Source organism: Pantoea anthophila, assembly GCF_006494375.1.
GTDB classification, from domain to species: Bacteria; Pseudomonadota; Gammaproteobacteria; order Enterobacterales; family Enterobacteriaceae; genus Pantoea; species Pantoea anthophila.
In genome coordinates this window covers 143,822-163,791 of record NZ_VHIZ01000050.1, presented here as the reverse complement: position 1 = coordinate 163,791, position 19,970 = coordinate 143,822, and the positions used below count along the sequence as shown (strand labels likewise).

Annotated in this window: 22 protein-coding genes, 3 tRNA genes and 1 pseudogene; 17 read left to right on the top strand and 9 right to left on the bottom strand. The window is 55.1% G+C overall.

From position 1 onward, the window contains the following. The first annotated feature begins 110 nt into the window (after positions 1–110). Positions 111–722: an acyl-homoserine-lactone synthase gene (locus tag FJW00_RS12980; protein WP_033736343.1), complete on the top strand. Its 612-nt coding sequence runs from the start codon at positions 111–113 to the stop codon at positions 720–722. Between the two features lie 37 nt (positions 723–759). On the opposite strand, the gene FJW00_RS12975 is transcribed toward FJW00_RS12980, so the two are convergent. After that, a complete protein-coding gene (locus tag FJW00_RS12975; RefSeq protein ID WP_003849983.1) occupies positions 760–984 on the bottom strand; it encodes a DUF2594 family protein in 225 nt (74 codons plus the stop codon). A gap of 430 nt (positions 985–1,414) precedes the next feature. Between FJW00_RS12975 and uvrY the strand changes: the two genes are divergently transcribed. The 6 genes from uvrY to FJW00_RS12945 all read left to right on the top strand — a co-directional run bounded on the left by uvrY (position 1,415) and on the right by FJW00_RS12945 (position 4,956). Further along, positions 1,415–2,074 (top strand): UvrY/SirA/GacA family response regulator transcription factor, encoded by a 660-nt coding sequence (gene uvrY, locus FJW00_RS12970; protein WP_009090981.1) that lies wholly within the window; start codon positions 1,415–1,417, stop codon positions 2,072–2,074. Then, a complete protein-coding gene (gene uvrC / locus FJW00_RS12965) occupies positions 2,067–3,899 on the top strand; it encodes an excinuclease ABC subunit UvrC (RefSeq protein WP_111208065.1) in 1,833 nt (610 codons plus the stop codon). Before uvrY ends, uvrC begins: the two co-directional genes overlap by 8 nt. A 69-nt stretch (positions 3,900–3,968) precedes the next feature. Beyond that, entirely contained in the window at positions 3,969–4,517 is a 549-nt protein-coding gene (gene pgsA / locus FJW00_RS12960; protein ID WP_140924373.1) for a CDP-diacylglycerol--glycerol-3-phosphate 3-phosphatidyltransferase, read from the top strand. Between the two features lie 152 nt (positions 4,518–4,669). Then, positions 4,670–4,745 (top strand) — tRNA-Gly (locus tag FJW00_RS12955). A 40-nt stretch (positions 4,746–4,785) separates the two neighbouring features. Then, positions 4,786–4,859: transfer RNA gene (locus FJW00_RS12950), tRNA-Cys, on the top strand. Positions 4,860–4,869: 10 nt separating this feature from the next. Further along, positions 4,870–4,956: transfer RNA gene (locus FJW00_RS12945), tRNA-Leu, on the top strand. Positions 4,957–5,060: 104 nt separating this feature from the next. On the opposite strand, the pseudogene FJW00_RS22585 reads toward FJW00_RS12945, so the two are convergent. The 4 genes and pseudogenes from FJW00_RS22585 to FJW00_RS12930 form a co-directional block, all read right to left on the bottom strand. Further along, a pseudogene (locus tag FJW00_RS22585) lies at positions 5,061–5,265 on the bottom strand (site-specific integrase); the annotation flags it as partial. 382 nt (positions 5,266–5,647) lie between these two features. Further along, positions 5,648–6,727, bottom strand: a complete 1,080-nt coding sequence (locus tag FJW00_RS12940; RefSeq protein ID WP_140924371.1) for an acyltransferase family protein — start codon at positions 6,725–6,727, stop codon at positions 5,648–5,650. 28 nt (positions 6,728–6,755) lie between these two features. Continuing rightward, positions 6,756–7,502, bottom strand: coding sequence for a glycosyltransferase family 25 protein (locus tag FJW00_RS12935; RefSeq protein ID WP_140924369.1), 747 nt, complete (start codon positions 7,500–7,502; stop codon positions 6,756–6,758). A gap of 585 nt (positions 7,503–8,087) precedes the next feature. Further along, positions 8,088–8,285, bottom strand: coding sequence for a hypothetical protein (locus tag FJW00_RS12930; RefSeq protein ID WP_009090971.1), 198 nt, complete (start codon positions 8,283–8,285; stop codon positions 8,088–8,090). A gap of 181 nt (positions 8,286–8,466) precedes the next feature. Between FJW00_RS12930 and FJW00_RS12925 the strand changes: the two genes are divergently transcribed. Next, positions 8,467–8,664 carry a DUF6404 family protein gene (locus FJW00_RS12925; protein WP_009090969.1) on the top strand — a complete coding sequence of 66 codons (198 nt, stop codon included), beginning with the start codon at positions 8,467–8,469 and terminating at the stop codon, positions 8,662–8,664. 38 nt (positions 8,665–8,702) lie between these two features. Here FJW00_RS12925 and FJW00_RS12920 read toward each other — a convergent pair whose 3' ends face one another. From FJW00_RS12920 to FJW00_RS12905, 4 genes are all read right to left on the bottom strand, one after another. Next, positions 8,703–10,208: a SulP family inorganic anion transporter gene (locus FJW00_RS12920; protein WP_140924367.1), complete on the bottom strand. Its 1,506-nt coding sequence runs from the start codon at positions 10,206–10,208 to the stop codon at positions 8,703–8,705. 145 nt (positions 10,209–10,353) lie between these two features. Then, positions 10,354–10,608 (bottom strand): biofilm/acid-resistance regulator YmgB/AriR, encoded by a 255-nt coding sequence (locus FJW00_RS12915; protein WP_033736573.1) that lies wholly within the window; start codon positions 10,606–10,608, stop codon positions 10,354–10,356. 379 nt (positions 10,609–10,987) lie between these two features. Further along, entirely contained in the window at positions 10,988–11,395 is a 408-nt protein-coding gene (locus FJW00_RS12910; RefSeq protein WP_009090963.1) for a DUF2000 domain-containing protein, read from the bottom strand. A 41-nt stretch (positions 11,396–11,436) separates the two neighbouring features. Then, entirely contained in the window at positions 11,437–12,285 is an 849-nt protein-coding gene (locus tag FJW00_RS12905; protein ID WP_009090961.1) for a helix-turn-helix transcriptional regulator, read from the bottom strand. Positions 12,286–12,430: 145 nt separating this feature from the next. Between FJW00_RS12905 and FJW00_RS12900 the strand changes: the two genes are divergently transcribed. The 9 genes from FJW00_RS12900 to FJW00_RS12860 all read left to right on the top strand — a co-directional run bounded on the left by FJW00_RS12900 (position 12,431) and on the right by FJW00_RS12860 (position 19,968). Then, complete coding sequence (locus FJW00_RS12900; protein WP_009090959.1) at positions 12,431–12,862, top strand: MarR family winged helix-turn-helix transcriptional regulator; 432 nt, start codon at positions 12,431–12,433, stop codon at positions 12,860–12,862. Positions 12,863–12,864: 2 nt separating this feature from the next. Beyond that, positions 12,865–14,550: an MFS transporter gene (locus tag FJW00_RS12895; RefSeq protein ID WP_140924365.1), complete on the top strand. Its 1,686-nt coding sequence runs from the start codon at positions 12,865–12,867 to the stop codon at positions 14,548–14,550. Then, positions 14,547–15,641, top strand: a complete 1,095-nt coding sequence (locus FJW00_RS12890; RefSeq protein WP_140924363.1) for an HlyD family secretion protein — start codon at positions 14,547–14,549, stop codon at positions 15,639–15,641. Before FJW00_RS12895 ends, FJW00_RS12890 begins: the two co-directional genes overlap by 4 nt. Continuing rightward, positions 15,638–17,020, top strand: a complete 1,383-nt coding sequence (locus tag FJW00_RS12885; protein WP_111208057.1) for an efflux transporter outer membrane subunit — start codon at positions 15,638–15,640, stop codon at positions 17,018–17,020. Before FJW00_RS12890 ends, FJW00_RS12885 begins: the two co-directional genes overlap by 4 nt. A gap of 266 nt (positions 17,021–17,286) precedes the next feature. Beyond that, on the top strand, positions 17,287–17,673 hold the full coding sequence (locus tag FJW00_RS12880) for a hypothetical protein (protein WP_009090952.1): 387 nt from the start codon (positions 17,287–17,289) through the stop codon (positions 17,671–17,673). A gap of 228 nt (positions 17,674–17,901) precedes the next feature. Next, complete coding sequence (locus FJW00_RS12875; RefSeq protein WP_046101573.1) at positions 17,902–18,633, top strand: beta-ketoacyl synthase chain length factor; 732 nt, start codon at positions 17,902–17,904, stop codon at positions 18,631–18,633. Continuing rightward, positions 18,626–19,426, top strand: a complete 801-nt coding sequence (locus FJW00_RS12870; protein WP_140924361.1) for a lysophospholipid acyltransferase family protein — start codon at positions 18,626–18,628, stop codon at positions 19,424–19,426. The genes FJW00_RS12875 and FJW00_RS12870 overlap by 8 nt, the downstream gene beginning before the upstream one ends. Positions 19,427–19,439: 13 nt before the next feature. Next, positions 19,440–19,697: a phosphopantetheine-binding protein gene (locus tag FJW00_RS12865; protein WP_009090946.1), complete on the top strand. Its 258-nt coding sequence runs from the start codon at positions 19,440–19,442 to the stop codon at positions 19,695–19,697. Between the two features lie 16 nt (positions 19,698–19,713). Beyond that, on the top strand, positions 19,714–19,968 hold the full coding sequence (locus FJW00_RS12860; RefSeq protein WP_009090944.1) for an acyl carrier protein: 255 nt from the start codon (positions 19,714–19,716) through the stop codon (positions 19,966–19,968). Positions 19,969–19,970 lie beyond the last annotated feature (2 nt).

Below are 19,970 nucleotides of genomic sequence, written 5' to 3'. Positions count from 1 at the left end.
ACTGCCACCTTTGGCAGTTTCTTTGTACGGGTCAGTTGTCTACCCTGCGCCGGAACTTTGCCAGGCTGGCGCAAAAAATCATTGCAACATGGGGATGTCAGAGGCGCATGATGAAAATAGTGCAAACGCAGTTAAAGGATATGCCATCCTCTTTGCTCGCCGAGCTGGGCAGCTACCGTTACAGCGTCTTTGCGCGCGGCGAAGGGTGGTCTATTCCCCCGCGCCTGAGCACGCCAGGACAGGAGTATGATCGCTACGATCGTTCAGATGTGACCTGGCTGATCGCATGGAATGCCCGTGCAGGGATCTGCGGCTGTGCCCGCCTGATGCCCTGGTTTGAGCCTGAGCAGAGTGAAGGCATCGTGCTGCCCTTCAGCCATGAGAAAGTCTGGGAAATGTCGCGCTTCTCTGCACGCCTGGATGTGGATGCCGAACTGCCGCTGAACATACTCTGGCACGCGGTACAGCTGGCGGAACTGCACGGCATGGAGTACATCATCAGTTCGGCAACGCCAATGCTGGAGAAGATGTTTGAGCAGCATCAGGTGGTCTATGAGCCACTCACACCCGGCCTGATTCTGTCAGAAGATAATCTGTTTGCGATCCGTATTCCGGTGACTCAGCCTGCGCTGGCAGAGAAGTATCGGGGCACCCGACGCTTCAGCCCGGAAGAGGTGCTGCCGACGCTGGGTGTGTCGGTCAACTGGCAGTCGCATAATTAGGTCAATTGCCCCCGCGGCTGGGGGCAACACAACACGCTTACTGACGGTAGGCGGTTTTAATCTGCTTGATGGTATTGCTGAACACTTCCGCCTGCGGTTTGTCGCCCAGCGTCTGTACATAGCGTTCCATGTTAATAATCACTTTTCCCGCATCAGCCTGACCCATCCCTTTCAGAATCAGGGTGATCATCATCTTCAGCCCCGCGATTTCATCCGCTAATTTCCGGGCTTCCTGGGAAGTTGCAAAATCTTCATCGCTCATGAGTTTCTCCTTGGTGAATGACAATGTGTCGGCAATCTGTCCACACAGCAGTGCGTGAGTATACCACAGGGGAGGTAAGTTGCTGATGGTGCCGGTCCGCTTTGCCTTTAAAGGCTGTTTCGTCCAGCACAACTAATCAATCGCTGAAAGTAATCACACGATTGACTGGCCCGGAGCGGACAGCAATGCGTTGTAGACATGTTTACCGAACGTGGTTGTTAATCTTCTGAAATACAGAGAATTTAATCAATATGCAACGATGCTGATGATGAGCAGAAAAGTCTGATGCGACGCGCCACGTCCGGCTGAGGGTAATGATGCAATGCGTCCACTGTTTTGCTTTGTTGATGTGCTTTTGGGGCAAAAGCGGGTATGATTACCGCTCACATTACCTGATTGCTTCCTCTTTTTAGCCTCTGGAGTTTCCCCGTTGATCAGTGTGCTTCTTGTTGATGACCATGAACTTGTCCGTGCCGGGATCCGTCGTATCCTGGAGGATGTTAAAGGGCTGGCCGTGGTCGGAGAGGTTAACTGCGGCGAGGATGCGGCCAAATGGTGTCGGTCCAATCAGGTGGATGTCATTCTGATGGACATGAATATGCCGGGTATTGGCGGGCTGGAAGCGACGCGAAAAATCGTGCGCTACAACCCTGATATCAAAATTATCATGCTGACTATCCATACCGAAAATCCGCTGCCTGCCAAAGTCATGCAGGCGGGGGCTGCGGGTTACCTCAGTAAAGGGGCCGCGCCGCAGGAAGTTATCAACGCGATTCGTTCGGTCAATGCCGGCCAGCGCTACATCGCGTCAGACATCGCCCAGCAGATGGCTCTGAGCCAGATTGAACCACAAAAAGCGGAATCTCCCTTCAGCTGTTTGTCGGAAAGGGAATTGCAGATTATGCTGATGATCACCCGAGGACAAAAGGTGACGGAAATTTCCGAGCAGTTAAATCTCAGTCCTAAAACCGTTAACAGTTACCGCTATCGGATGTTCAGCAAACTGAATATCAGTGGCGACGTCGAGTTAACGCATCTGGCCATTCGACATGGCCTCTACAATGCGGAGCCGTTAATCAGTAGTGAATGACGTTTTTGATTCCAGAGCTTTTCTGAGTACGGTAACCAGCAAGCCCGGTGTTTACCGCATGTATGACGCCTCAGGCACCGTCATCTATGTGGGCAAAGCCAAAGACCTGAAGAAGCGTTTGACCAGCTACTTCCGCACGCAGGTCGGCAGCCGCAAAACCGAAGCGCTGGTCAGCAATATCCAGCACATCGATGTCACCGTAACCCATACCGAAACCGAAGCGCTGCTGCTTGAGCATAACTACATCAAGCTCTATCAGCCGCGCTATAACGTCCTGCTGCGCGATGATAAATCGTATCCCTACATATTCCTCAGCAGCGATACCCATCCACGTCTGGCGATGCACCGTGGCGCAAAACATGCCAAAGGCGAATACTTCGGCCCGTTTCCGAATGGCTACGCGGTGCGTGAAACCCTGGGCCTGCTGCAAAAAGTGTTCCCTATCCGCCAGTGCGAAAACAGCGTCTACCGCAATCGCTCCCGGCCCTGTCTGCAATATCAGATAGGCCGCTGCCTGGGTCCCTGTGTGGCCGGGCTGGTCAGTGAAGAGGAGTATGCGCAGCAGACCGACTATGTGCGCCTGTTCCTGGCCGGTAAAGACGATCAGGTGCTTAATCAGCTGGTCAGACGCATGGAAGAGGCGAGTACCGGGCTGCGTTTTGAAGAGGCGGCAAGACTGCGCGACCAGATTCAGGCCGTGCGGCGGATCACTGAGAAGCAGTTTGTCTCAAATCAGGGTGATGACCTCGATGTCATGGGCGTGGCCTACGACGCCGGTATGGCCTGTCTTCACGTGCTCTTTATTCGTCAGGGTAAAGTATTGGGTAGCCGCAGCTACTTCCCGAAAGTCCCGGTGGATACCGATCTGGCCGAGGTGGTGCAGACCTTTGTCGGGCAGTTCTATCTGCAGGGCAGTGAGGCTCGCACCCTGCCAGGTGACATCCTGCTGGACTTTACCCTGCCAGAGCGCGAGCTGCTGGCTGAGTCTCTGAGTGAACTGGCGGGACGCCGGGTTAACATTCAGAGCAAGCCGCGCGGCGATCGCGCCCGTTACCTGAAGCTGGCGCGCACCAATGCCGCGACCGCGTTAACCACGCGTCTCTCTCAGCACTCCACTATTCATCAACGCCTGATGGCGCTGGCGGAGTTCCTTGAGCTTGACCGGATCACGCGCATGGAGTGTTTCGATATCAGTCACACCATGGGTGAGCAGACCATCGCCTCCTGCGTGGTCTTTGACCAGAACGGTCCGCTGCGCGCCGATTATCGCCGCTATAACATCAGTGGCATTACACCGGGCGATGACTACGCCGCCATGAACCAGGTGCTGCGTCGCCGCTATGGCAAAGCCATTGAAGAAGAGAAGATCCCGGATGTCATTCTGATTGATGGCGGCAAGGGGCAGCTGGCGCAGGCGATACAGGTCTTTGCGGAACTGGACGTGCCCTGGGATAAGACGCGGCCGATTCTGCTCGGCGTGGCTAAAGGCAGCGATCGCAAAGCCGGACTGGAGACGCTCTTCTTTGAAGCAGAAGGTGAGGGCGTTTCGCTGCCGCCTGATTCGCCCGCGCTGCATGTGATCCAGCACATTCGTGACGACGCTCACAATCATGCGATTTCGGGCCACCGTAAAAAACGGGCGAAAGTGAAGAACACCAGTGCACTGGAGAGCATCGAAGGGGTGGGGCCAAAACGACGTCAGCAACTGCTCAAGTACATGGGGGGCCTGCAACCGCTGATGAATGCGTCGGTGGAGGAGATCGCCAATGTGCCGGGTATCTCTCATGCGCTGGCAGAAAAAATATACTACTCACTGAAACACTAGCATTGAAACGGGGGGGGCAATGTAGGAACATAGGCTAAATTCTACCTATATCCAGACAGTTACCGGCATATGCAATTAAACATTCCGACGTGTCTCACCCTGTTTCGAGTCGTGCTCATCCCGTTCTTTGTGCTGGCTTTCTATCTGCCGTTCACCTGGGCACCGCTTGCTACCGCATTGATTTTTGTCTTTGCAGCCATCACCGACTGGTTTGATGGCTTCCTGGCGCGCCGCTGGAAGCAGACGACGCGTTTCGGGGCTTTTCTCGATCCGGTGGCGGACAAAGTCATGGTCGCGATTGCGCTGGTGCTGGTCGCAGAATATTTCCACGCCTGGTGGATTACTCTTCCTGCCGCAACCATGATTGCGCGCGAGATCATTATCTCTGCGCTGCGTGAGTGGATGGCGGAGATTGGCAAACGCAGCAGCGTATCGGTGTCCTGGATTGGTAAAGTCAAAACCACGGCTCAGATGTTCTCACTGTTTGCCTTGCTGTGGCGTCCGGATTCCACCATTGTGGCGGTGGGCGTCGTCGCGTTGTATGTGGCTGCGGTGCTGACTTTCTGGTCAATGTTCCAGTATTTAAGCGCGGCGCGCGGCGATCTGCTCGAACCGTGATCGATACGATTTAAAAAGCAGCAAACGGACAGGCGGTGAGGATAATTTTATTGACTCATCGCGTCAGGTCAGTAGAATGCAACGCATCGAAAGGCAGCGTGTCTGTCAGAAGATAAGTAAAATCAGCAGGTTCGACGAAATTGCTGAAAATTGCGGGAATAGCTCAGTTGGTAGAGCACGACCTTGCCAAGGTCGGGGTCGCGAGTTCGAGTCTCGTTTCCCGCTCCAGATTCGCAGGTCAGGTTAACCTGGCGGCACATCAGTTTAAGGCGCGTTGGCAGAGTGGCTATGCAGCGGATTGCAAATCCGTGTACCTCGGTTCGACTCCGGGACGCGCCTCCAGTTACACCCTGCCCGGGTGGTGAAATCGGTAGACACAAGGGATTTAAAATCCCTCGATCGTAAGGTCGTGCGGGTTCAAGTCCCGCCCCGGGCACCATATCGATTTACCAATAAAATCAATGATAAGCAGTGTCGTATGACCGCCTCATAAGGGCGGTTTTTTTGTGCATGAATTCAGCTTTCTGATATCCATTCCTGATATTATTTCCCTTTCACCTGTCCGCCAACGACGGGAACCGCTACTATTTTCTGTCATAAGCCGCATTCTGCTCCACGTTTTTATGCCCCGTTATTGCTTTTTTCTCGTAAAGGTACCCTCCAGATCGGAAACTCCCTTAGTCTTCGGATCATGGAATGTGAGATCAAACAGTAACTCCGGAAATTTTAACATTGCCGCCTCACGCGCAGTACTAAAGTGCTCAGCCCGACGGATTTCTCGTGGGTATGATCGGGATATTAACACGGCGTCGTTAACTGGCTGGTCCAGCGATGCGATTCTGATTTCGGGCAGTCAATATGAAAAACTGTTTGAAGGGCAGGCTAGTGGCAGAATATTCACTACGGATGACAGCGTCAGACCTGTTTCAACAGACCTGCGATTGACTGGCAGGCGAGGGGTGAGCAACAGCGTCAGAACTTGCTAATCACTACCAGTGAGGTAACAGCCGATTAGCGAACAGAATTACAATTGGACATGATCAGCGACGAGGACAAAGTAAGCCCGACCTCATGGACGAGCCAGCCTAAAATTTAAAATCACCGCTATTTCTAACGGATCAATTTAAACCCTATAAAACTGCTTGCTTATCAGGTTTGGGGATGAGTCTATTTCTTATAAGGTTGCAAAGATTAGTTTCAAACAGCTTATAGAATATTATAGAAAATAAAACCGTAAGGGTCAGAGCTAACAAAAATGCTATTAAACCTGAATATAGCCCGTGATAGTGTTGGGCTATAATTTTTCTGGCTATTGATAAACCGTGTGGATGCATCAAATAAACAGAAAACGATACGGTACCAATCGATGTTAGAATTTTAGGAGGTCTGATTCCATACTGATATTCATAACTGATAGTTGTTAGTATTAAGAAAAAAGAAGCGGCAAAGAAATCGTTACTACCGTTTCCCGGAAGGCTGCCAAAGCCTAGAGTAATATATGTAAAATATAGCGCGGTTAGTGATACTGCTGCTCTGCCAACTATTTTTGAGTGATATAGTCTGAAGTTAATTGCTATGTATCCGATAAACAGACCAGCTAAAAACTCTAACATCATCCCATTAGTTATCAGTGCCAAATACCCATAATATCCATAATTCATGCTGGTCAATGAAGTCCTATAACCATGAGTAGCGACTGGAAGTGAGACGGAACATGCAATAATTAAAGTGATAACTAGGTTTTTATAATTCCTAAAAATTAAGGCGAGAGCACAGATGCTATAAAAGACAAATTCATAGTTAAGCGACCAACCAACAAAAAGCCGCGGATAACCAAAGAAGGGGGCAGGTTGCATAATGTCAGCTGGAAGAAAAGTGAAAGCATGCAGGGCTGAATACCATTTATCCCATGAGTTACCTGCTATAAAAATTGTCGCTATGACGTATGGTGGAACAATACGGCAAATTCTTTTTGTGAAGAATACGGCTGAGGATTTAATTCCACCATTTTCGGTTAGAGAAATATAATAAAAAATAAACCCACTTATAATAAAAAACACATCAACGCCGATTGCACCCTGAGCAAAAATCCAATTAGCCAAAGGAATGTCCGATGCCAAATCGGTTCGGAAATGAAACATTACGACCAGCATCGCCGCGAGACCGCGCATAGATTGTATTGAGTGAAGTTTTTTCTGTTCAAAATGCATTGTATGCAAAATCCTTTTAAATAATGGTTTACTTAATTATTTTGATAAAAGCTCTCATAAAAGATGTCCAGATTAAACGCCTGAGTTTGATTTTTAATGGTCTGCGTTTCTTTATTTCACTCCAGGCATATTCTTTTTTTTCAATTATCCATTTGCAATTTTTATGCGATTGTATTGTCGAAAAGTGAGAGTGTTCTGTCTTTCTTATTATTGATGGTGTTACAGCTTCAACATTGCAAACGGAATACTCTTTTAGTATTTGCCATCTGTCAGCCACCATCCAAACGGGATAAAGAAAAGTGGCGAGATTTTTAGCTGCTTGATTATTGATGATGTATCCATGTGAGCACGATGCTTCAAGCACACTATGAATGCTTAATTTTTGGTCTAATATGCATCTTGGCTTGGAGATATATTGTGAGACTTCAGTTAGCAGGGTAACCGTAGGGTATGGGTTTTGTTTTTGTTTTAAATGATGCATAACCTGAATGATTTGGTAATCAAGTTGTGCGTCGTCTTCAAGTATTAACGCGAAGGGTATATTGTTGCTGACAATTTTTCTATAAATTTTGATGTGGCTTAGAGCGCAACCTATTTCGCCAGAGGTTACCGCGTAATTAAGTGTTTTGGTATGCTTCACGATTTCATCATAATTAAGTTGAGAACCGTCTACAGCCTCAACGATTTCATAATCAAGCTGAAGCAGGGACAGTTGCTGTTCGATGGATGCCCGCCTTTCGGGGGACCGAGCTAAATTTATAACAAATATTTTCATAATTTAAACCTTTGTGAACCAATGGTTGCTGGTTTTTATATCAGCACCGAACATAACCGCTGTGTTAGAGGTTTTTTTTGATTCAGGTTCGCAATCTGTTTGATGTTCTAAATAAAGAATTGTCTTTTGGGAATGCCATGCCTCGCCATAAGATAGAAAATCACGGAATGAGCCTCGAAAATTTTTAGATGCGCACTTTAATTTGTACGCTTTATTTTTAGTATGATGCCTCACATTTAACAGGAGGCTCTATGGATAATAACTTCGAAGCGCAGTATATGACGCAGCATGCACGGCAATGGGTGAGGCTGTTTGGCAACTAATAGCCAATGATATGCCGATGACGGGTGAGGCCATAGCCAGCATGATTGGAACACTCGCAGAGCACCGACCTGATGTAGCGGACAGCATCGCGTTATCAGTGTTGTGTCAGGCGTAACGCTTTCGCTGCCAGATCAGCCGCCGGGTAATGAGAGTAAACAGGGGAATAATGGGGGAATAGCGTCGCTGCCTGCCGGCAGACTGGGTAACGTCCCATGCGGGGGCGGCATCAGCCAGCCTGCAGGGCAGGCTGGCTGATTAATATCAGGCCTGAGGCTGACCTGCCGGACCGACGCCACCGGGTGCGCCCACCGGTGCCTGTCCACCCGGCGGCGGCGGTGGCGGGGCATCTTTGCCTGGCGGAGGCGGCGGCGGTGCATGTCTGGGCGGTGGGGTCGGTGCGCAGGCGGTCAGCGTAGCAAGGATGGTCAGCGTCGATAACAGATAAGCAGTACGTTTCATCGTAATTCCCTGATCGGTTAAGCGGAGCGTTAAGTATAGATAAGCGCCGTCAAAACGCCTGACGTGAAGCAGACGGCAATGTTATTGTCGATTATTTGAGATGCTTCGCAACTTGTGCACGGTAACCATGCGTTTCAGATCAGAGATCGCTAAGGTAGCGCTTCAATTAAGAGGAGTGGTTATGAATGGCATAATGAAGTTCGTCCGCGGCTGGCTGGTCTTTTCTCTCTTATGGGGCGTGTTCATGTGGTTTATGTCATGGCAGGAGCAGGGCAAAGCGCCGGGTCTGGCAATTCTGATGAGTCTCTATGCGGGATTAATCTATCAGGCTCTGATGACGATGGTTGGCCGCTACCGGACGCGGCGTCAGCAGGCATAACAGGTTCTGCTGCCGCAGAGGCAGCAGAACCACGCATGTTAACCGAAGTTACCGGTCAGACGCTGATGGAAGTCGGTACTGCGTGAATCCAGCCCCTCAATCGTCACTTCGGCACCATATCTTTGATAGCGATACTCAATACCATCCAGCGCTGCGACGCTGGACGCATCCCAGATCTGCGCGTGGGTTAAATCGATCGTGACCTTTTTGGGATCGTGAGCGTAATCGAAATGCTCAAACAGGTCGTTGCTGCTGGCGAAGAAGAGCGGGCCGCGCACGACATAGCGCACCGACTGACCATCATCGCTCAGCTGACGCTCTGCATGGATAACATGCGCAATGCGGCGGGCAAAGAGCAGCATGGCAAGGATCACCCCCGCAAGCACACCCAGCGCCAGATTGCCCGTCCAGACCGTGACCGCCACCGTCAGCACCATAATCAGCGTTTCTGACCACGGCATACGCTTCAGGGTGGCGGGCTGCAGGCTGTGCCAGTTAACGGTTTTCACCGCGACGACCATCATGATGCCCGCCAGAACCACCATCGGGATCTGCGCCATAATCTGGCTCAGTCCGGTCACCAGTAACAGCAGCACCAGGCCGGCCGCGACGGTAGAGACCCGGCTGCGTGCCCGACCCAGTTCCACGTTGACGATGGTCTGACCGATCATCGCACAGCCCGCAATACCGCCATAGAAGCCCGCCAGGATATTCGCCACGCCCAGGCCCCAGGATTCACGGCGCTTACTGGAGGGGGTATCCGTCAGATCATCGACCAGTTTGGCGGTCAGTAGCGACTCCATCAGCCCGACAAACGCGATACTCAGTGCCGTGGGCCAGATAATCTGCAGCGTCTGCAGGTTCAGGGGCACCAGCAGCGTATTCAACCCGGGCAGGCCAGGGCTCATCGGCCCCTCGTCACCCACGTTCGGCATGCGATAGCCCATCAGCAGTGCCACCGCCGTCACCACCACAATGGCGACCAGCGGAGAGGGCACACTTTTTATCAGGCGCGGCAGCAGCAGCACAATAGCCAGGGTGACGGCAAAGAAGATCCACACCAGGGGTGACTGACCCCAGACGTGCGGCACCTGCGCAAAGAAAATCAGGACCCCAAGCGCATTCACGAACCCCAGCATTACCGAGCGGGGAATGTAACGCATCATGCGCGCCAGACCGGCCAGGCCAAACAGAATCTGGATGATGCCGCCCAGCACAACGGCGGGCAGAATATATTCCACGCCATGCAGATGCACCATCGGCCCGATGACCAGCGCCACGGAACCGGCGGCAGCCGTGACCATGGCCGGGCGACCGCCCAGAATAGACAGGGTCAGGCAGAGTACCACCGAAGCCACCAGGCTGACTTTCGGGTCGACACCGGCAATCACGGAAAAGGAGATCACTTCGGGGATCAGGGCCAGCGCGGTAATCACACCGGCCAGGCATTCGCGGGTCAGCAGCGCAGGCGAACGCAGTACGCGCCCCGTGCTGATATCGCCCGCCACAACGTCAGTTGCGGTAACATCATTAGTCTGGGTCATAAAGGATTGCAGGCTCTTTAGTTATTTTGCTCCCGCGCGAAAGGCGGAAAGAATGGGATAAACAGTGAGAGGCAGATATTACCGGGGGATCGACGAAGATACCAGAAAAAGGCGGTGGATTCCCTCCCTGGAATCGCGACTACAGTTAAAAGTCATCCGGGGTTTTATGGACCACCAGGTCAAGCAGCTGACGGTAGATATCCAGCGAATCCCTGTCGCTTTCCAGTTCCAGTCGGTGGATCAGCTTTGAAATAATGGCCTTATTACTGACAGGCATACCCGATTGCAGGATTTCTGCGATCAGCACACCCAGCATTTCCATTTCGCTGGCGGGTTTATTCGCTGCAGGATTGAAATAGTCGGCAATTTCCTGGTCAGTCCGGGGAAGTGTATTTTGCATGTGTAAGCCCTTCATAACAGCCCGATTCCGGTTCGGATGTCAGGACAAAATCGATCAAAAAAGCCATCGCATGGACAGATGCGATGGTGCCAGCGTTAGCATAACGCAGATAAAAAATAACCTCTGAAGGTGGAAATCCACTGACACCTTCAGAGGCGACGCAAGTGCATCATTCGTTACAGAGTCGCATGACAACTCGTGGCAGTAAAGTTATACAATGAAAGCCAATCTGTACAATCGAATCCTTTTGCAAAATGTGCTATTTGCCGCTTTTCAGCAGCTTATAAGGATTATTCCGAGAAAAAAACTGTACAGAGAACCTATACAACCCGCAGATTCGACCGGACAGATAAAAACAGTCAGGCACCCCGCAGGGTGATCAGGCAAATAACGCCAGCTTTGCCGTCAGCTTACGCAGCGCTTTTTTATCACCGACGATGGCGAGACCCAGCAGCCGCCACTGCCGCCGCGATTGCTGGCGCAGGGCGATGCTGAGCGCCTGATAATCGGTGGTGGTCTGTCCCTCTTCGGGAAACAGCACCCGATCGTATCCGGCCTCTTCGGCCTGCAGCAGGAGTGCCCGAAGCTGCTCATCGGTGGCCGCCAGCACGGGAATACCGGTGCTGATCAGACCGGGGGAGGGATGGCGCTCCGCATCTTCCAGCGCATCACCAACCAGCTCCGGATGGCGCTGCCCCAGCGTTAATGCCAGCACGGCAGCGGCGTTGGTGGCTTTACCGGCTGGCAGCGCGGCATTCAGTATCATCACACATCGTAAGTCCTGCATTGCGTTTCTCCTCACTCAAAAAACGCATTGTGGCAACGGTGTCAGTTCGGGTCTGGAAGATTTGTGCAGGCGTGCTGATAGCGTGACGGCGTGAGCTGGCAGGCGCGTTTAAACCAGCGCCCCAGATGGCTCTGATCGGCAAAACCCAGCGCGGCGGCCACGTCCGCAACCGGCTGGCCCTGCGCCAGCTGCCGGCGCGCCTGGCTCAGCCGCCACTGCACCAGCCAGGCGTGAGGCGGCAGGCCCCAGTGCGCCTGAAACAGGCGTGATAACCGGAAGCGGTCCACCTGCAGCTGCTGTGCCATCTGCGCCAGGCCGGGATTTTCCGCATGATGGGCGATCAGCCAGTCACGCGCCTGTAATGCCAGCACCGTATCTTTATCCGGGTGGCGATCGGGCAGGAAGATCTGCTGGTGCGGCGTAAGCTGAGCGAATAACCGATCCAGCACCGCCTCTTTGATCAGGGCGGGATGGTTGTGCCAAAGCGCCTCGAAGGCATGCCAGACGGCATAGGCCAGCGACCGATCGTCGCGCAGCGTTGCAGCAAACTGTAATGCGGGGGAGGGCGGCGCGTCACGCCCGGCCGGGTTGAGGTGCTGTGCAATCTGCTGTGGAGAAAGGTAGAGCATACGGTAGGTGAAACCCTGTTCGTTGATGGCATCCCCATCATGCAGCTCTTCCGGTTCCAGCATAAACACCGTGCCGGGTCGGCTCCGGTGCTGTCTGCGCCGCGAGTGAAACTGCTGTACTCCCTGCTCAGTCACACCGATCAGATAGCTGTCATGCCAGTGCGGATCATAGGCGTGACCGGTAAAATGAGCGCGCAGCGCCTCAATACCGCTGATGGCGTCACGGCGGAGATCCACCCAGTTTGCTGCTGGCTGTTTCATATTATCGGGCTCCCGATAGCGGACTCTGGACATTCTGCCGCGATCCACTAGTTTTTAACAGAACTGGCGCTTTTCAATCCCGTTTTGCTTTGCGTATAATAACCTTTCTATTTAATCAGAATCCTAACCATTAGGCTGCTAACATTTGTCTCAGCATACCCGTACCTTCACCCATTTACTGCACCTGACCGCACATGCCTGGCGCCTGGCGGTAGATCGTCATCTCAGAGACAGCGGCTTAAGTATGAGCAGCTGGATGGCTATTGGCCTCATCGCCAGCGAACCGGAACGCATGACGCAAACCGAACTGGCGCAATTGCTGGGGCTGGAAGATGCCAGCATGGTTCCGCTGGTGGATCGGCTGGTCAAACAGTCGCTGCTGACGCGGGTGCAGCCGCCGGAAGATCGCCGCAAGCGCCATCTGGTGCTGACCGAAAAAGGCAACGAGGCGTTTGCCCGCGTGAAAACCGAGGCCGATGCGCTGCGCACGGAGATGCTGGCTGACATCGACCCGCAGGATCTGGCCGTCACCGAACGTGTGCTGCAACAACTGCTGAGTCGTATGGGAAGTATGTAGCAGTGGCAAAGCGAAATCCCTACGCTGCACGCGAGTGGTTACCGCACGAAAAACCCATGCTGCCGGGCTCGCCCTCGACCCCGCTGCACCCGATGCCCAAACGCCTGGCGTTTGGCCTGATCGGTCTGCTGATTTCCCTGACCGGTGCGCTGAGTAACGCGCTGGTCACAGCAAATCTGGTCAATCTGCAGGGCACCTTTGGTGCCTGGTCGAATGAAATTGCCTGGCTGCCTGCGGTCTATGTGATGGGCAATATCTCGATCAACCTGCTGCTGGTGAAGTTCCGCCAGCAGTTTGGACTGCGGGTCTTTACCGAGGCGTTTCTGGTGCTCTATGTGCTGGTGGCGTTCTTTCATCTGTTTGCCAACGACCTCAGTTCCGCAATTATTGTGCGCACCGCGCACGGCATGGTGGCGGCCGCCCTCAGCTCACTCGGCATCTACTATCAGGTGCAGGCCTGGCCCGCAAAACATCGCCTGAAAGCGCTGGTTATCGGCCTGACGGTGTCGCAGCTCGCCATTCCGCTGGCCCGACTCTTCTCCTCTGAACTGCTGCAGCTCAACGAGTGGCGCGGTCTCTATCTGTTTGAACTCGGTCTGGCGATGATTGCGCTGGGCGGGGTGCTGATGGTGAAACTGCCACCGGGTGACCGCATCAAAACTTTTGAGAAAATGGATTTCGTTACTTTCATTCTGCTGGCACCTGGCATGGCGCTGCTGTGCGGCGTGCTGTCGTTGGGGCGGATTGAGTGGTGGTTCACCACGCCCTGGCTCGGTATCTGTACCGCGATAGCGCTGACGCTGATTGTCGCGGCGATGGTGATCGAACATAACCGGCGCAATCCGCTGATCAATACCCGCTGGCTCAGCAGCGGCAACATGGTGCGGCTGGGCATCGTGATGATCATGATCCGTATCGTCCTGGCCGAACAGAACACCGGCGCGGTCGGCTTCTTACAGCAGCTTGGCCTGCAGAACGATCAGATGCGTGGTCTGGCGCTGGCTATTATCGCCGGGGTCATTGTCGGCATTGCTGCCAGCGCGCTGACCATTAAACCCAATCATCTGAACTGGCCGATTGTCGCCTCGCTGGTGGTGATGATTATCGCGTCACTGATGGATTCGCAATCCAGCCCGGTGACCCGGGGTCCCGAAATGTATTTCAGCCAGTTCCTGCTGGGTTTCAGCAGCGCTTTTTTTATGGCGCCCGCCATGCTGATGGGGATTGGCAGCGTCGTGACCCAGCCGAAGAATCTGGTCAGTTTTGTGGTGCTGTTTGGCATGAGCCAGAACCTCGGCGGTCTGATCGGTTCTGCCATTCTGGGCACCTTTCAGGTCTGGCGGGAAAAATATCACTCCAGCCTGCTGGGCGATCAGCTTTCCCTGCTCGATCCCAATGTCACCGAGCGGCTCAGCCAGTATAATGCGCTGTTTAACCCGCTGGTGGGTGACAGCGTGCTGCGCGGTGCGCAGAGCACCAGCCAGCTTCAGACGGTCGCCACACTGCAGGCGAACGTGCTCGCCTATAACGACACCTATCTGCTCACCGCCGCGCTGGCGCTGGCAACGCTGATGTGGGTAATCTGGCGTTTAACCCGTCGCCGTTATCTGGAGTGGCGTCAGGCGCGATTTAACCTGCGTGAGCAGCAACAGCTGGCCGCATTACAGGATTTAAGGGAGAAACAATGAGTCAGCAGGATGAGCTTCAAGCTGCAGAACGCGAACGTGTTAATCGCCGCCGTATTCTTTCTGTCGCCGTGGGTAGCGGCATTGTGGTGCTGGGCGTGCTGGTTATTCTCTACGCCTGGCAACTCTGGCCCTTTACCAGCGCGGTGCAGAGCACCGAAAATGCCTATGTGCGCGGTCAGGTGACCTTTATCAGCCCGCAGGTCAGTGGCTATCTCACCTCGGTGGAGGTGATCGATCTGCAGCCGGTGAAAAAAGGGCAGTTACTGATGACGATTGACGATCGGATCTATCGTCAGCGGGTGCACCAGGCGCAGGCGCAGCTGGCGATGAAGCAGGCGGCGCTGAACAATAACCTGCAGCAGCGTCGCAGCGCAGAAGCGACGATTCAGAGCAACAAAGCGGCACTGGAGAATGCCAAAGCCCAGGCGCTAAAAAGCGGCTTCGATCTGAAGCGGGTTGAGAACCTTGCGGCGGATGGATCGCTCTCGGTACGTGAGCGTGATGCCGCCCGTGCCGCCAGCGCCCAGGCGCAGGCGCAGGTGCGTCAGGCGGCGGCACAGATTGCCGTGGCACAGCAGAATCTGCAAACGGTCATTGTAAACCGTGATGCGCTGGAGGGGGATGTCGCCAGCGCGCGTGCCGCTCTGGAACTGGCGGAGATCGACCTGGCGAATACCCGGATTACCGCACCGGATGACGGCCAGCTCGGTCAGCTGTCGGTCCGCACCGGCGCCTATGTCACTGCCGGAACCCGCCTGACGTCGGTGGTGCCCAATCACAAATGGATTATCGCCAATCTGAAAGAGACCCAGCTGGCCCATATTCGTCCCGGCCTGCCGGTGACGATTCGGGTCGATGCGCTGGACGGCAAGCGCTTTAGCGGCGAGGTGGAGTTTATCTCCCCGGCTGCAGGCTCAGAGTTCAGTGCCATTTCACCCGACAACGCCACCGGCAACTTTGTCAAAATCGCACAGCGCATTCCGGTTCGCATCCGCCTGAAGGAGCAGGATATGGCACAGCTGCGTCCCGGCATGTCCGTGGAGGTCAGCATCGATACGGCCGCCCGGCCCGCCGGTGAGGCTGCGCCATGAGGGGCCGCGTAGCGATCGCTGCCCTGTCACTGCTGCTGTCAGGCTGCGCCACACAGGTTGAAAAGGCACCGGCCTCGCTGCCGATCCCGGCGGCCTGGCGGGAGAGTGTCGGCCCCGGCGCCGCGCCGGAGGCAGAGTGGTGGCGTGCCTTTCATGATGAGTATCTCAACCGGCTGGTCAGCCAGGCGCTGCGCAACAATCCCGATATTCTTACGGCGCGATCCCGGGTCGATCAGTATCGCGCCCAGCTGCGCGCCACGCAGGGTGATAACTTTCCCACCGTCAGCGCCGGTGTGGCCGCAACCCGTGAACGCACGCTCTCGTCAGTAACGGGACAGCCTTATGAGACCGATGTGTTTCAGGGTGTGTTACAGGGCAGCTACGAGGTTGATCTGTGGGGCGCGCGCAGCAGCAGCATCACGGCGGCGCAGGCGACCTTAGCGGCGCAGCAGGCGGCGGCGTCTGCCGCTGAGCTGACCATCGCCAGCTCGGTCGCGTCGGGTTACCTCAACCTGTGTGCGCTGGATGAGCAGCTGCGGGTCACCGAGGCGACGCTCGCCACCCGCAATAATTCGCTGAAGCTGGCCCGGCGTCAGTTTGAAACCGGCTACACCTCCCGGCTGGAGTGGATGCAGGCGGCCTCAGAATATCAGTCGGCCAAAGCGCAGATTCCGCAGCTGCAGCATCAGATCGCCCAGCAGGAGAATGCGCTGAGCATTCTGGTGGGAATGAACCCGCGTACCCTTGCCCGGCGTCAGCAGTTTGACCAGATTCTGCCGCAGCAGATGCCGTCGCTGCTGCCTTCTGCGCTACTCAACCGCCGTCCCGACATCGTGCAGGCGCAGCGTCAGCTGCTGGCGGCCGATGCCAGCCTGGCGTCGTCACAGGCGAAGCTGCTGCCGTCGCTTAACCTCACCGCCAGCGGCACCCTGCAGAGTTCGGTGCTGCATCAGTTAGCGGATAATCCGTTCCGGCTCTGGAGCGTGGGCGGCAGCATTCTGGCGCCTCTGCTGAACCGTGAAGCGCTGACGGCGCAGGTCGATGTCTCAATGGCCACGCGGAACCAGGCGCTTTACAGCTATGAAAAAGTGGTGCGCAACGCCTTCTCGGAAGTCAACGATGCGGTTGACGCCATCAGGCAGCGAGAGGCCCAGCTTCAGGAGCTGCAAAAGCAGGAGGCCTACGTGACCGAGGCGCTGCGCATTGCCCGCAACCGCTATCAGAACGGTTATGCCTCTTATCTGGATGAGCTGGATGCGCAGCGCACCCTGTTTTCCACCCAGCTTAATCGGGTTACCGTCAAAAATAACCTCCTGCTGGCGCAGATCGATCTCTATCGTGCGCTGGGGGGAGGCTGGACGCCCGCCGCAACGCCATAATCGTCCAGGCCGATCCAGCCGTCGCCAGAGTTTTACGGCGCGGATCGGCCCCCTGACGACAGCAGGAGAGCCTGTTTCCTCCGCCGCAATCCCCCGAATATCCGCTATAAAGCGATGCATACTTCTGCTTACCTGTCTTTACATTCGATGGTATCATGCGCGGGTTTTACACCAGCCAGACGGAAAAGCGCACGAAAAGCGCAGGCTGCGCACGGCGAATTATCCGTTTATATTACTGATAAATATCATAAAAGAAGGGATTCCTGATGAATAAGAAGACGATTTTCACGCTGGCCGTGGTTGCTGCGTTATTGACCGGTTGTGCCCGCACCGCACCGATTCACAATGTGAATCAGAGCCTGACGCAGCGCTACAGCGATAACCAGATGAAAACGGCGATCATTGAAGCCGGCATTGGCCGTAAATGGGTGATGACCCCCGTATCGCCAGGCGTGATCACTGGCCGCCTGGCCCAGCGTGGTTTCGCGGCGACCATTCGCATCACCTACACCAGCCAGAACTACCGCATCGACTATGTCAGCAGTGAAAACCTGAAAGCAGGGCAGGGGCAGATCCACAGTAACTACAACCGCTGGATCGCCAATCTGGATCAGGACATTCAGTTGCGCCTGTCGGCGCTGGCGGCGCAATAAGGCGTCTTCCGTCGCAATAACGTCCCGTCAGAGGACCTGAGTATAAAGATTGGCTCCACCCGGCCGACAAATCAGATGAGCTGCTATTGCTGAACCTCAGCATAAACCTCTACCGTGAACGCCCGTGGCGCGATCGGCAGAGGCGTTCAGCGATGCACTTTTCTGCACCGGGCAGGCGTAACGTCCTGATAATTGCTGACACCACACGTTTGACGAAAGAATGTTGAGATGAGACTCGCTTACTCACTGCTCGACTGGCAGGCCCTGGCTCCAGGATTACAGGGGCACGAGGCCTGGCAGGACTGGGCGCGACAGGGCACCGCTATCGATCCCGCAGGAGAGATGGCGAAACCGCAGTTTTTACCGATGATGACCGCGCGTCGTCTGAGCGGCGGCAGTCGTGCGGCGGTTGAGTGCGGGCTGGCACTGCTGGCCCGGCAGCGGGTGGACGCGATCGTCTTCACCAGCCGTCACGGCGAACTGGAGCGTAATCTGCGCATCCTCACCACGCTGGCCGATCAGCAGATGATGTCACCCACTGATTTTGCCATGTCGGTTCACAACTCGGCGGTGGGCAGCCTGACTATTGCGGCCAAAGCGCCACTGGTTTCCACCTCCATCGCCGCCGGCATCGACTCTTTCCAGCAGGGATTGATTGAAGTCAGCGCCCTGCATCAGGCGGGTTATCAGCAGGTGCTGCTGGTCGATTTCGACGGCTGCGTGCCCGATTATTATCAACACTGGCTGCCGGAGCAGGGCATGAATGTGCCTTATGCGGTGGCGCTGCTGTTGGGTAAAGGCGAGGCATTGCGCTGCAGCGGTCGCCCTGAACCGGCGCAGACCCACGCGCCGCTGTGGCCGCAGAGCCTGCGTTTTCTGCAGCAGTGGCTGGCGGCGTCGCCCGCGTTCAGCCTGCCGGGTGAACGCCTGACATGGCACTGGGAGAGAGAACATGGCTGACTGTTCACAACCGGCACTCTGCGCGGGCAGCCGCCTGAACTACTGCTGGCGTCTGGTGATGACCGCGCTGAGTTTCACGCTGTTTGGCCTGGGTGGACTGCTGCTGTCGCTGGTGGGCTTCAATCTGCTGCTGCTGGTTCAGCGTGATTCCCTGCGCCGCCGTCTGCTGGCCCGACGCGCTATCGCGTTCAGCTTCCGCTGCTTTCTGCGGTTCTGCCGGCTGACCGGGGTCTACGACTACCGCATCGAAGGCGCTGAGCTGCTGCAGCAGGATCGCGGCTGCCTCATCGTGGCCAACCATCCCTCGCTGATCGATTACGTGATGATCGCCTCGGTGCTGCCGGAGATGGATTGTCTGGTGAAGGCCGATCTGCAGAAGAATCCTTTTATGCGTGGGGTGATCCGCGCAGCCGACTATCTGATCAACAGTGAAGCGGAGACGCTGCTGCCCGACAGTCAGCAGCGCCTGGCGCGCGGCGACAATATTCTGATCTTTCCGGAAGGCACCCGCACCCGCTACGGTCAGCCGCTCTCCCTGCAGCGGGGCGCCGCCAATATCGCCGTGCGCGCCGGCTGCGATCTGCGCGTCGTCCACATCACCTGCAGCCAGCGCATGCTCGATAAGCAGAGCCGCTGGTATCAGATTCCGCCAGTTAAACCGCTGTTTACTGTGCGTGTACAACCGCGAATCGACATTCAGTCGTTTTGTGAAAGTAATCCCGATGCGCAGCCGCTGGCCGCGCGTCGCCTGACCCGCCATTTACAACAGGCGCTGGTCCCCCAGAACAGGTAAGACGAAAACCGGTATGGATGTATTAATCAACGATATCAAACAGATGATTATCGACACGCTGAACCTTGAAGATCTCAGCCCCGAGGATATTGAGACCGAAGATGCGCTGTTTGGCGACGGCCTCGGCCTGGACTCAATTGACGCGCTGGAGCTTGGCCTGGCGGTGAAAAATCGCTACGGCGTAACGCTCTCTGCGGAGAGTGAAACCCTGCGTGCCCACTTCTTCTCTGTTGCGACGCTGGCAGCGTTCGTCAACCAACAGCGCAGCTGAACGCGGAGACCATTTTATGATGAATAAAGAAGAGATTTATCAGGAAGTGTCGGCCCTGCTGACCAGCCTGTTTGAAATTGCGCCGGAGGATATCCATCCTGAGGCCCGCCTGTATGAAGATCTCGAACTCGACAGCATCGATGCCGTCGATATGGTGGTTCACCTGCAGAAACGCACCGGTCGTAAAATCAAACCGGAAACCTTCCGCGCGGTGCGAACCGTGCAGGACGTGGTCGATGCGGTCGAACAACTGATGCGCGAAGACGCCTGATC